The sequence below is a fragment of the Citrobacter sp. Cs237 genome (assembly GCF_030332325.1).
In the GTDB taxonomy this organism is placed as follows: domain Bacteria; phylum Pseudomonadota; class Gammaproteobacteria; order Enterobacterales; family Enterobacteriaceae; genus Citrobacter_A; species Citrobacter_A sedlakii.
Map to the genome: position 1 here is coordinate 618,166 of NZ_JAOWIB010000106.1, position 12,791 is coordinate 630,956.

General features: G+C 56.0%; 10 protein-coding genes. 3 read left to right on the forward strand and 7 right to left on the reverse strand.

Translation table 11 applies throughout. The features are described from left to right. Window positions 1–162: 162 nt before the first annotated feature. The gene (polB, locus tag OGY07_RS16335) at window positions 163–2,514 is read right to left on the reverse strand and encodes a DNA polymerase II (RefSeq protein ID WP_286601721.1); all 2,352 of its coding nucleotides are present in this window, start codon (window positions 2,512–2,514) and stop codon (window positions 163–165) included. Between the two features lie 431 nt (window positions 2,515–2,945). Between polB and OGY07_RS16340 the strand changes: the two genes are divergently transcribed. Further along, window positions 2,946–3,329, forward strand: coding sequence for a DUF4751 family protein (locus OGY07_RS16340; RefSeq protein ID WP_042290118.1), 384 nt, complete (start codon window positions 2,946–2,948; stop codon window positions 3,327–3,329). Window positions 3,330–3,367: 38 nt separating this feature from the next. On the opposite strand, the gene araD is transcribed toward OGY07_RS16340, so the two are convergent. From araD to araB, 3 genes are all read right to left on the reverse strand, one after another. Further along, entirely contained in the window at window positions 3,368–4,063 is a 696-nt protein-coding gene (gene araD / locus OGY07_RS16345) for an L-ribulose-5-phosphate 4-epimerase (RefSeq protein ID WP_181821988.1), read from the reverse strand. 93 nt (window positions 4,064–4,156) lie between these two features. Then, on the reverse strand, window positions 4,157–5,659 hold the full coding sequence (gene araA, locus OGY07_RS16350; RefSeq protein WP_181821987.1) for an L-arabinose isomerase: 1,503 nt from the start codon (window positions 5,657–5,659) through the stop codon (window positions 4,157–4,159). A 10-nt stretch (window positions 5,660–5,669) separates the two neighbouring features. Next, a complete protein-coding gene (gene araB / locus OGY07_RS16355; protein ID WP_042290110.1) occupies window positions 5,670–7,379 on the reverse strand; it encodes a ribulokinase in 1,710 nt (569 codons plus the stop codon). 339 nt (window positions 7,380–7,718) lie between these two features. Between araB and araC the strand changes: the two genes are divergently transcribed. After that, window positions 7,719–8,597, forward strand: a complete 879-nt coding sequence (araC, locus tag OGY07_RS16360) for an arabinose operon transcriptional regulator AraC (RefSeq protein WP_042290107.1) — start codon at window positions 7,719–7,721, stop codon at window positions 8,595–8,597. Window positions 8,598–8,682: 85 nt separating this feature from the next. Next, a complete protein-coding gene (locus tag OGY07_RS16365; protein ID WP_042290105.1) occupies window positions 8,683–9,450 on the forward strand; it encodes a DedA family protein in 768 nt (255 codons plus the stop codon). Between the two features lie 85 nt (window positions 9,451–9,535). On the opposite strand, the gene thiQ is transcribed toward OGY07_RS16365, so the two are convergent. Genes thiQ through thiB form a run of 3 tightly spaced genes read right to left on the reverse strand, consistent with a single transcriptional unit; the run spans window position 9,536 to window position 12,787 of the window. Further along, window positions 9,536–10,234: a thiamine ABC transporter ATP-binding protein ThiQ gene (thiQ, locus tag OGY07_RS16370; protein ID WP_042290102.1), complete on the reverse strand. Its 699-nt coding sequence runs from the start codon at window positions 10,232–10,234 to the stop codon at window positions 9,536–9,538. Continuing rightward, the gene (thiP, locus tag OGY07_RS16375; RefSeq protein ID WP_181821986.1) at window positions 10,218–11,828 is read right to left on the reverse strand and encodes a thiamine/thiamine pyrophosphate ABC transporter permease ThiP; all 1,611 of its coding nucleotides are present in this window, start codon (window positions 11,826–11,828) and stop codon (window positions 10,218–10,220) included. The genes thiQ and thiP overlap by 17 nt, the downstream gene beginning before the upstream one ends. Continuing rightward, complete coding sequence (thiB, locus tag OGY07_RS16380; protein ID WP_286601731.1) at window positions 11,804–12,787, reverse strand: thiamine ABC transporter substrate binding subunit; 984 nt, start codon at window positions 12,785–12,787, stop codon at window positions 11,804–11,806. Before thiB ends, thiP begins: the two co-directional genes overlap by 25 nt. Between the last annotated feature and the right edge of the window lie 4 nt (window positions 12,788–12,791).

Consider the following 12,791-nt stretch of genomic DNA (forward strand, 5'->3'; position numbering starts at 1 on the left):
GCGGCGTCGTCGCCAGCCCGTCACTCGAATTATGGTGAGTATAACGACCCTGCCGCCATGCCTGGCGCCTACCGGGATAGTCGCTAAGTGGGCAGCAAGATTATTTGGGTCCAGGAATGGAAAGGGCGCTATGGTAATGGATGGCGGCGGATTCGTCACGCGTCAAAATAACCCTAATTGTCCTGTCAGTAGTGTAGCAAAATTATCGTCGATGAAAGGCAGGATACCTTCAGCGACGGGCTGCAGCTGGCGCGTCAGGTAATGCTCGTAATCCAGCGGCGAACGTTGGTAATCGTGCGGCTCCGGGCCGTTAATCGTCCAGACGTACTTTATGGTGCCACGGTTCTGGTATTGCGCTGGACGACCCCGCTTCAGGTTTTCTTCATCCGCCAGCCGCGCCGCGCGGACATGCGGCGGAACGTTGCGCTGGTATTCGCTCAACGGACGACGCAGCCGCTTGCGGTAAACCAGCCGATCGTCAAGCTCACCGGCCATCAGTTTAGCGATCGTCTCCCGCACGTAGTCCTGATAGGGTTCATGACGGAAAATTCGCAGGTACAGATCCTGCTGGAACTGCTGCGCGAGCGGCGTCCAGTCGGTACGCACGGTCTCCAGCCCTTTAAAGATCATCCGTTGCGCATCGCCTTCCTGGATAAGCCCGGCATAGCGCTTTTTACTGCCGGTATCCGCACCGCGAATGGTCGGCATCAAAAAGCGGCAAAAATGCGTCTCGTACTCCAGCTCAAGCGCGCTGTTGAGGTTTTGCCGCTGCAGTTCCTGCTTCCACCAGGCGTTGACGTGATCAACCAGCGAGCGGCCAATTTCCGCCGCGTCTGCTTCACTGTGGGCGCGTTTCAGCCAGACAAACGTGGAGTCTGTGTCGCCATAGATCACATTATAACCTTGCGCTTCAATCAGCGCTTTGGTCTGGCGCATGATCGCATGGCCACGCATGGTAATTGACGAGGCCAGCCGGGGATCGAAGAATCGACAGGCGGTGGTGCCGAGCACGCCGTAAAAGGCATTCATAATGATTTTGAGCGCCTGGGAAAGCGGTTTATTCCCCTGACGTTTGGCTTCGTCGCGACTTTGCCAGATCGTTGTCACGATCTCTGGCAGACAGTGTTTTTCCCGTGAAAACCAGGCGTCAAGGAAACCTTCGGTGCTGTGCGCGGGATCCGGGTGCGCCATCCCTTCGACCAGACCCACCGGGTCGATCAAAAAGGTGCGGATAATTGACGGATACAGGCTTTTGTAATCCAGCACCAGCACAGAGTCGTACAAACCGGGGCGTGAATCCATCACGTAGCCGCCTGGACTGGCGTGCGGGGGAACCTCGCCGAGATTGGGCGCAACATAACCTGCCCGATGCATTCGCGGGAAATAGAGGTGTCCAAAGGCAGCGACCGAACCGCCGTGGCGATCGGCAGGTAAACCATTGACCGTGGCGCGTTCCAACAGAAACGGCATAATCTCGGTTTTATGGAAGATCCGGGTGACCAGCTCGCAGTCTTTCAGGTTGTAGGTGGCGAGCGCGGGTTTGTCTTCAGCGAACCGGCGGTCGATTTCATCCATACGATCCCACGGGTTATCAATCGACTTGCCTTCGCCGAGTAATTCCTGCGAGACGGACTCAAGGGAAAATGACGAGAAGTTCCAGAAGGCTGACTTCAGCGCTTCTATGCCATCGATAATGAGTCGACCTCTGGCCTGAGCGAAGAATACGCCATTTTTAAACCCGTGCTCGCGCCATTCCAGTTCGCTGTTGTCGCGGCCAAAGCGCAGCGGAACGCGGTAGCGCTCGGCGTGCTTTTGCAGCATGCGCAGATCGAACTGCACGACATTCCAGCCGATGATGACGTCCGGGTCATAGCGGGCAATCCATTCATTCAACTTTTCCAGAAGCTGTGGGCGGCTGGCGACGTACTCAAGCTGGAAGTCGAGCGTGGAAGCGTCGCCGTTCGCCGGGCCAAGCATATACACGGTGCGCTGGCCGCAGCCTTCCAGGCCAATACAATACAGTTCGCCGTGGCGGGTGGTTTCGATATCCAGTGAGAGCCATTTCAGCGGCGGACGATAGTCAGGATGCGGCTTGAGACGCGCATTGACGATTGCGCCGTGACGCGCTTCGCCTTCTACCCACACCGGGGAGGTGATAAACCGTTCCATCAGGTAACGCTCTGGCGGACGCACATCGCCTTCGTACACCGTGACGCCATTTTCCCGCAGCAGCTTTTCCAGACGCATTAGCTGTCGGTGCGAACGGCAGTAAAGACCAGACACCGGTTGGCGATGAAAATCTCTGAGACGAAGCGGCGCCAGGCGATAGCCGTTTTCGGCGGCCAGAAGTGATTTTACCCGTGGCGTCTGCTGTTCTGGGAAAAAGGCGACGGATTCCTGAGGGGCAAGCGTCACCTGCAAAGGTCCGCTGTCTGTAGCCAGCCAGAATGAGACCTCTGTTCCCTGCGACGTATCCCGCCAGTGTCGGGTTAAAATAAAACCTGCCTGCGCCACGCTGTATACCTGTTCGCTTATGTGTCTTCAGTATAACCTGGTTTGAAAAAGAATACTGTTATTTTGTACAGTAATTGACGAATGCAACCGTTATAAAGTCTGAATGAGGACATTATATATAATTCAGATTAGTGCCTGTTTGATTTTGTTACTTGTTTCTCGGAATAGCAAAATTTAGCAATTTTTATTTGTTTTCATTAAACGTAAGTGTAAAACTTTCTTTTGAAATGCCCGATTGCTTTGACTGAATATAATATATATTTGGGTAACCTATCGATAAAATATAATATATATTTAAATTTATCTATTGCTAAATAAAAAGGATGCGGTTCGATTTCGTCGGGAATATCTCTCTGTTATCATTTTGTTTTAAGTGGATGATTATTGTTCAGCTTAGGGAACGGGCGTTTTCTTTTTCATGGAGTGGGTATATGAATGAATTTACTCGAATACATCAGAATAATTATCATAACTATGTTTTTGTAAATACGCTGGTTTCAAGGCCGTCGGTGAACACCGTCAGTAAATATATTGAGTATAAAACATGGACAGGGCAGATTTGGCGTACTGAAACTATTGAAGATGGAAATGCGTTTTTCCATTGGCAAGGTCACGATCGTCGAAATGGCCATCGCGATACGGTGATTAATTATTTTTTACACGGGCAACGGTGGCAGTCAACGATCGTTGATTACGTCTTTTTTCATTCTCTGGAAGGGGAGGAAATACGCGGTTATTTTGATAATGCGATAGAATATATCAGCGCGAATAATTGTTTATTCAAAAGTCGATTCGCCGAATATCTTCCCGAATAAATAAGTTGCGCGTCTCTGTCTGGACGCGCAACGGCGTGTTACTGGCCGTAATAGGCTTTTGCGCCATGCTTGCGCAGATAATGTTTATCAAGCAGGGTTTGTTGCATATCGGGTAGCTGCGGGGCAAGCTGGCGACAGAAAATCCCCATGTAGGCGACCTCTTCCAGCACTATGGCGTTATGCACCGCATCTTCAGCATTCTTACCCCAGGCGAAGGGGCCGTGAGAATGTACCAGTACGCCCGGCATCTGGGCGGCATCAATGCCCTGTTTTTCGAAGGTTTCCACGATCACATTGCCGGTTTCCCATTCATACTCGCCGTTAATTTCCGCATCGGTCATTTTACGCGTGCAGGGGATCGTACCGTAGAAATAGTCGGCGTGGGTGGTACCGGTGGCAGGGATCGGCTGTCCGGCCTGTGCCCAGATGGTTGCGTGGCGGGAATGCGTGTGTACGATACCGCCAATTGATGGAAAAGCCTGATACAACAGGCGGTGTGTGGGGGTATCGGAAGACGGTTTTTTCGTTCCTTCCACGACTTCACCTGTCGCAAGGCTGACCACCACCATATCCCCGGCGGTCATCGCGTTGTATTCAACGCCGGACGGTTTGATGATGAACACGCCGCGCTCGCGGTCAACGGCGCTGACATTCCCCCAGGTGAGCGTCACCAGATTATGCTGCGGCAAAGCCAGATTCGCTTCCAGCACCTGGCGTTTAAGATCGTCTAACATGTTTGTCTCCTTGCCTGATGGCGGCGTAAACGCCTTATCCGGCCTATACCTTGAGCAGGCCGGATAAGTGAGGCGTATCAGGCAATTACCTGGTTAACGTTTGAATCCGTAATACACTTCATTCCAGCGCAGCGCGTCTTTAAAGGCGGGCAGGCGGGTTTCGTTATCAATAACGGCGATTTCGATATCGTGCATTTCAGCAAACTGGCGCATATCGTTCAGATCCAGCGCGTGGCTGAAGACGGTATGGTGGGCGCCGCCCGCCAGGATCCACGCTTCAGAGGCGGTAGGCAGGTCCGGCTGCGCTTTCCACAGCGCATTGGCGACCGGCAGTTTCGGCAGCGAGTGCGGCGTTTTGACGGTGTCGATGCAGTTCACCAGCAGGCGGTAGCGATCGCCCAGGTCGATCAGGCTGGCGACAATCGCCGGACCGGTTTGGGTGTTGAAGATCAGACGCGCGGGATCGTCTTTACCGCCAATGCCGAGATGCTGCACGTCGAGGATCGGTTTTTCTTCCACCGCGATGGTCGGACACACTTCCAGCATGTGCGAGCCAAGCACCAGATCGTTGCCTTTCTCGAAGTGGTAGGTGTAGTCCTCCATAAATGAGGTGCCGCCCTGCAGACCGGTTGACATCACCTTCATGATGCGAAGCAGAGCGGCGGTTTTCCAGTCGCCTTCGCCCGCAAAGCCGTAGCCCTGCTGCATCAGACGCTGTACGGCCAGTCCCGGGAGCTGTTTCAGGCCGTGCAAATCTTCAAAAGTGGTGGTAAACGCGTGAAAGCCGCCCTGTTCGAGGAAACGCTTCATTCCCAGCTCAATCCGCGCCGCTTCCAGCACGTTCTGCCGTTTTTCGCCGTGGATCTGCGTAGCAGGCGTCAGGGTATAGCGGCTTTCATACTCGTCGATCAGCGCGTTGATATCGCCGTCGCTGATGGAATTAACCACCTGCACCAGATCGCCCACCGCCCAGGTATTCACCGAGAAGCCGAACTTGATCTGTGCGGCGACCTTATCGCCGTCAGTGACCGCCACTTCGCGCATGTTATCGCCGAAACGGCAGACCTTCAGATGACGCGTATCCTGTTTTGAGACCGCGTGACGCATCCACGAGCCGATACGATCCTGTGCCGTCTTATCCTGCCAGTGACCGGTGACTACGGCATGCTGCTGACGCATACGCGCGCCGATGAAACCGAACTCGCGACCGCCGTGTGCGGTCTGGTTCAGGTTCATAAAGTCCATATCAATACTGTCCCACGGCAGGGCGGCGTTGAACTGAGTGTGGAACTGAAGCAGCGGCTTATTAAGCGTCGTCAGTCCATTGATCCACATTTTCGCAGGAGAGAACGTATGCAGCCAGACCACCAAACCCGCGCAGCGATCGTCGTAATTTGCATCGCGGCAAATGGCGGTGATCTCATCCGGCGTGGTGCCCAGCGGCTTCAATACCAGTTTGCACGGCAGTTTGGCTTCGCTGTTCAAAGCATTAACGACGTGTTCGGCGTGCTGAGTGACCTGACGCAGCGTTTCTGGCCCGTAAAGGTGCTGGCTACCGATTACAAACCACACTTCATAGTTATCAAAAATTGTCATTGTCGTGTCCTTAATGAGTCAGGGTTGCCTGGTGAGCCGGTGCGTTGATGACCGGGGCGGCAGTCGGAAGATAATGTTGCTCGGCGCTCACCGCCCACTGCTGGTAGCGGCGATAAAGCTGTTCGAAGCGCTGCGCCTGTTCAGGGCGGGGTTGCAGCGTGTTTTCCACCGCACTCGCCATCTTTTGTTGAGCGGCAGGGATGTCGGCATGCACCTTTGCCGCCACGGCGGCAAAGATCGCCGCGCCCAGCGCGCAGCACTGATCGGAGGCGACGATCTGCAACGGGCGATTCAGGACGTCGCAGCAGGCCTGCATAATGACCTTGTTTTTACGGGCGATACCGCCCAGCGCCATGACGTTATTCACCGCAATGCCTTGTTCAGTGAAGCACTCCATAATGGCGCGCGCGCCGAAGGCGGTGGCGGCAATCAGACCGCCGAACAGCGCCGGGGCGTCCGTCGCCAGATTCAGGTCGCTAATGACCCCTTTCAGACGCTGATTGGCGTTTGGCGTACGGCGTCCATTGAACCAGTCGAGTACCACCGGCAGGTGATCGAGCGAAGGATTGTTGGCCCACGCTTCGGTGAGCGCGGGCAGCAGTTGCTTCTGGCTGGCTTTGATCTGCGTTTTTAGCTCAGGATGCTGGGCGGCAAGCTGCTCAAGCGGCCAGCCGAGAATGCGGCCAAACCAGGCATAGATATCGCCAAAGGCGGACTGTCCGGCTTCGAGCCCGATGAAATTGGGGACGACGCTCCCGTCAACCTGACCACAGATCCCTTTCACCGCGCGATCGCCCACGCTTTGCTTATCGGCAATCAGAATGTCGCAGGTTGACGTGCCGATCACTTTTACCAGCGCGTTCGGCTGCGCGCCTGCGCCCACAGCGCCCATATGGCAATCGAACGCGCCGCCGGAGATCACCACGCTCTGCGGCAGGCCGAGACGCTGCGCCCATTCCGCGCACAGCGTGCCAACCGGCAGGTCGGCTGTGAAGGTTTCGCTGAATAACGGGTAGGGCAAATGCTGGTTAATGAGGGGATCAAGCTCGTCAAAGAAGCTGGCGGGCGGCAGGCCGCCCCAGCTTTCATGCCACAGCGATTTATGTCCGGCGCTACAGCGCCCGCGGCGGATATCCTGCGGACGGGTAGTGCCAGAAAGCAGGGCGGGCACCCAGTCGCAAAGCTCTATCCACGACACGGCGGCCTGTGCGACGGCACTGTCCTCGCGGGTGACGTGGAGGATTTTCGCCCAGAACCATTCGCTGGAATAAATACCGCCGATATAACGGGAATAGTCCGCTTTGCCCGGCGTATGGCACAGACGGGTAATGGCCTCCGCCTCTTCCACCGCGGTGTGGTCCTTCCACAAAACGAACATCGCGTTTGGGTTTTCAGCAAACTCCGGACGTAGGGCCAGGACATTGCCGTCGGCGTCAATCGGGGCAGGGGTGGAACCTGTGCTGTCGACGCCAATTCCGACCACCTCTGCGCGTTGCGCGGCGCTCAGTTCAGCGAGAACGCTTTTTAGCGCGGCTTCCATTGATTCAATGTAGTCACGCGGATGATGGCGAAACCGGTTGTTCGGGCCATCGCAGTAGCGCCCTTCTTGCCAGCGGGGATACCATTCAACGCTGGTTGCCACTTCGCTGCCGGTGGCGCAATCCACCGCCAGCGCTCGCACTGAATCACTGCCAAAATCGAGGCCTATTGCAATCGCCATCGTCTTACTCCATCCAGAAATACGGGTATGGAGAAACAGTAGTGAGTGGAGATAAAAACCGTCAGGCAGGATCCGCTAATCTTATGGATAAAAATGCTATAGCATTGCAAAGTGTGACGCCGTGCAAATATTCAATGTGGACATTTCTGCCGTAGTTATAGACACTTTTGTTATCAGATTTTATCGCTCTGACCGCGCAGTTTTGTTACAAAATGCTGTGAAAAAGCGGAGTTGATGCTCTGCCAGCAACAACGCCAGGGCAAAGCAGGGCGCAGATAACACCCTTTTACGTAATATGGACAATTTGTTTCCTCACCGAACTTCGGGAGTCGTGAAATTATGGCTGAACCGCAAAATGATCCCCTCCTGCCCGGCTACTCGTTTAACGCGCATCTGGTGGCGGGGTTAACGCCCATCGACGCCAACGGCTATCTCGATTTCTTCATCGATCGCCCGCTGGGGATGAAAGGCTATATTCTCAATCTCACCATTCGTGGAGAGGGTGTGATTAATAATCAGGGGAAGCAGTTTGTTTGCCGCCCCGGCGATATTTTGTTGTTTCCACCGGGTGAAATTCATCACTATGGACGTCACCCGGATGCCAGCCAGTGGTATCACCAGTGGGTTTACTTCCGTCCGCGCGCCTACTGGCAAGAATGGCTGGCCTGGCCGCCGATTTTCGCCCAGACCGGTTTTTTCCGCCCGGACGAAGCCCATCAGCCACACTTCAATGAACTGTTCGGTCAGATCATCAGCGCCGGGCAGGGGGAAGGACGCTATTCCGAACTGTTGGCGATTAACCTGCTGGAACAGCTCCTGTTACGCCGTATGGAGGCGATAAACGCCTCGCTGCATCCGCCAATGGACAACCGCGTGCGCGACGCCTGCCAGTATATTAGCGACCATCTCGCCGACAGCCATTTTGATATCGCCAGCGTTGCCCAGCATGTTTGCCTGTCGCCGTCGCGTCTCTCGCATCTGTTCCGCCAGCAGTTGGGGATCAGCGTGCTGAGCTGGCGCGAGGACCAGCGTATCAGCCAGGCGAAACTGCTGCTCAGCACTACGCGTATGCCAATAGCCACCGTCGGACGTAACGTAGGTTTTGACGACCAGCTTTATTTCTCCCGGGTCTTTAAAAAATGCACCGGCGCCAGCCCGAGTGAGTTCCGCGCGGGATGTGAGGAAAAAGTGAATGATGTGTCAGTGAAGGTGTCATAAGCTGTAACTATTCAGACAATTGATGGCTTGACGAAGCAGCGAGGGGTTTGCAGAATCCCTGTTTCGTAAAACTGACGGACGAACTATGCAAGCATTTCTGGAACACTTCATTCTGCAGTCCGCCATGTACGCTTTGATAGCCGTGGTGTTGGTGGCCTTTCTGGAATCGCTGGCGCTGGTCGGTCTGATTTTACCCGGCACCGTACTGATGGCCGGATTGGGCGCGCTAATCGGTAGCGGCGAGCTTAATTTCTGGCACGCGTGGCTGGCGGGGATTGTGGGTTGCCTGCTCGGCGACTGGATCTCATTCTGGCTGGGATGGCGCTTTAAAAAGCCGCTGCATCGCTGGTCATTCCTTAAGAAAAACAAGGCGCTGCTGGATAAAACCGAACATGCGCTGCATCAACATAGTATGTTTACGATCCTGGTCGGACGGTTTGTCGGGCCGACGCGTCCGCTGGTGCCGATGGTGGCAGGAATGCTGGATCTGCCGGTCTCGAAATTTATCACCCCCAATATCATCGGCTGTCTGCTCTGGCCGCCGTTTTACTTTCTGCCGGGGATACTGGCGGGTGCGGCGATCGATATTCCTGCGGGAATGCAGAGCGGCGAGTTTAAATGGCTACTGCTGGCAACGGCGCTCCTGTTATGGGTTGGCGGCTGGCTGTGTTGGCGCCTGTGGCGAAGTGGAAAAGCGGCAACCGACCGGTTAACTGCGTTTCTCCCAAAAGCGCGTTTGCTGTGGCTCGCGCCTGGCGTGCTGGCGCTGGGGATTGTTGCGCTGGTGATGCTGATTCGTCATCCGCTAATGCCAGTCTACGTGGATATCCTGCTGAAGGTGGTCGGCGTCTGATTCTGGCTGAAGGATGGCTTCGCGTAATCTGGCCTACAGATGTGTTTCACTGTAGGCCGGGAAAGCGAAGCGTCCATGACAACCATCACCCTTTAATTCCCAGCAATGCCGAGGCGCTGGCTTTCCCACTGACCAGTTCATCGGTTTTGCCTTGCCAGGCGATTCGCCCATCGGCCACGACAACGGAGCGGGGGGCGATACGGGCGGCGTCCTCCACACTGTGTGAAACCATCAGCAGCGTTAACTGTCGGTTGTGACAGACATCGCTGACTAATGCCAGCATCTCCTGACGCAGGGCGGGGTCGAGAGCGGAAAACGGCTCATCAAGGAGCAGCACGGGCTGATCGCGTACCAGACAGCGCGCCAGCGCAACGCGCTGACGTTGACCGCCGGACAGTTCGCCGGGCAGGCGGCGCATCAGGTTGTCGATGCCCATTTGCCGCGCGATATGCATCAGTTTCTCGCGCTGTAGGGCGCTGAGCTTCAACCCCGGATCCAGCCCCAGCCCAATGTTTTGCTGCACGTTCAGATGGCTGAACAGGTTATTTTCCTGAAATAGCATCGACACCGGACGACGAGAAGGGGGAGTAGCGGTATGATCGTCGCCCTCAATCATCAACGTGCCGCTGGCAGGAGTAAGAAAACCGGCGATCAGGTTCAGCAGCGTACTTTTCCCCGCCCCGCTAGGCCCCAGAACGGCTACCTGCTCGCCCCGGGCCACGGAAAGCGTAAAGCGCATTGGCAGATGATGATAAAGCCAGGTTATATCAGTCAGTTTTAGCATGTCGTCCTGGTAATTTCTCGATAGCGGTAAAAAGCATAAAGCACAGCAACAGCAGTAACAGTGCGGTCACGGCGCCGTCCTGACTGCGGTACGAGCCGATTTGTTGGTACAGATAAAACGGCAGCGTCCGAAAATCGTCATTACCGAACAGCGCCACCACGCCAAAATCACCGATGGAAAGCACACAGGCGAAAGCCAGCGCCTGGGCAAGCGGGCGTTTCAGAGCGCGTAACTCCACGACCTTGAGCCGCCGCCAGCCTTCAATCCCCAGCGACTGGCACAGCATTGAGTAGCGGGAGGCGGCGTCACGCATGGGGTTTTCCAGCACCTTTAACGCATAAGGGATCGCCATCAGCGCATTGGTGAAGATCACGATGCCGTCCGCCGACGCCGGCAGACCAATGCTGTTATTGAGCAGCAAAAAGAAACCGGTCGCCAGCACAATGCCGGGCATGGCGAGGATCAGCATTCCGCTCAGTTCCAGCGTTTGCCCTGCCAGCACATGCTGACGGGCCCGCAGTTCGCGGCTACTCCACAGGAGCATCATGGTGAGGATCACGCACAGCAGGCCTGCCGCCAGGGCGATGCGCAGCGAGGTCCACATTGCCTGCCACAGGATCGGTTGCGCCAGTACGTCCCACAGATGGCGGTTGAGGCCATCAACAATCACCGCCAGCAGCGGCGGCAGTAACAACAGTAACGCGAGGAGAATAAGCAGCGTATCGCTAATCCGACTGTGCAGGCGGTCGTCCGGATCGCGCCACCCCTGCACCAGCGTGGTTCCGGGAACGATGGCTTTACTTAAGCGCTGGCTCAGCAGCACCAACGCCAGGCAGCAGACCATCTGGATCAACGCCAGCATCGCCGCGCGCGCCGGATCGTAGTCATAGCTCAGCGCCTGATAAATCGCCAGCTCGATAGTGGTCGCCTGTGGCCCGCCGCCGAGCGATAGCACGGTGGCAAAGCTGGCGAAACAGAGCATAAAGATAAGGGCGGCGACCGGCGGGATTTGACGGCGCAACCACGGCCACTCGACGAAACGAAAAAAATGCCAGCCGCGAAGACCAAGTTGGGCGGCGAGCTGACGCTGTTCGCCGGGAATATTTTCCAGCGACTGCAGCAGAAGTCGGCTTGCCATAGGCATATTGAAAAAAACGTGGGCCAGCAGGATACCTTGCAAACCGTAAGGAGAGAAGGTCCATTCCAGCCCGAACGTCTGCCAGAGCGAAGCCAGCCAACCCTGTCGTCCATAGACGCTAAGGATACCAAATACCGCCACCAGCACCGGGAGGATCAGGGTCATCGCGCACAGGCGCAGCAGCGCCAGACGGCCGGGAAAACGACGCCGGTAGAGCGCGCGGGCAAGCCATATCGCCGGGAAGACCGACAGCACAGCTGACAAAAACGCCTGCCAGAAGGAAAAGCGCACCACGTGCCACAGATAACTGTCCTGCCAGAGCGAGGACCATTCCCCCTGCGGCGCGTTAAACCACAGCGCCAGAAATGCGGCCAGCGCGACCGCCACCATCAGCGTGGCGGCGCTAAGACCGGGCAGAAGCCAGCCGGGAATTAGCGGCTGACGGCGCGTTGCCATTCGCTAATCCAGGCCTGACGGTGGTTTGCCACTTCAGCTGGCGTGAATTCCAGCGTGGTGGTTGGTTTGGTTAACGTCTCAAACCCGGCGGGCAGTGGGGTGGTGGTAACCGGATACATCCAGTTGCCGGTCGGGATGGCGCTCTGGAAGGCAGGCGTGAGAATGAAGCGCAGGAATGTCGTCGCCAGCTCAGGCTGCTTGCTGGCGACGGTGCGCGCCGCCACTTCCACCTGCACGTAATGCCCTTCGCTGAAATTTGCCGCCGCGTAGTTATCCTTTTTCTCTTCGATGAGGTGATACGCGGGAGAGGTGGTATAGCTCAGCACCAAATCGCTTTCTCCCTTCAGGAACAGACCGTACGCTTCGCTCCAGCCTTTGGTGACGGTGACCGTTTTCGCCGCCAGCTTTTGCCAGGCTTCCGGCGCTTTATCGCCATACACTTTCTGCATCCACAGCAGCATGCCAAGACCCGGCGTACTGGTGCGGGGGTCTTCATAGATCACACGCCATTTTTCCGGACTTTCTACCAACTCTTTCAAACTTTTTGGCGGATTTTTTAGCGTTGTCTTGTTATAGACGAAGGCAAACCAACCGTAATCGTAAGGAATAAACGTGTCGTTATTCCAGGTGAAAGGGACGTTTACGGCATCGGTATGGATCGGGGTTTTAGCGAACAGCCCGGTCTGCGTGGCGGCTTCCAGCAGGTTGTTGTCCAGCCCCAACACCACGTCGGCTTTGCTGTTTTTCCCTTCCATACGCAGGCGATTGAGCAGCGATACGCCATCTTCCAGCGCCACGTATTTCAGTTCGCAATCGCAGTGAGCCTCGAACGCTTTTTTGACCGCCGGGCCGGGACCCCAGTCGGCGGCAAACGAATCATAGGTATAAACGGTAAGCACAGGTTTGGCGAACACGGGCGCTGCGCACAGGAGCAGCAGGGGAAGACATTTTTTAAGCACTTTG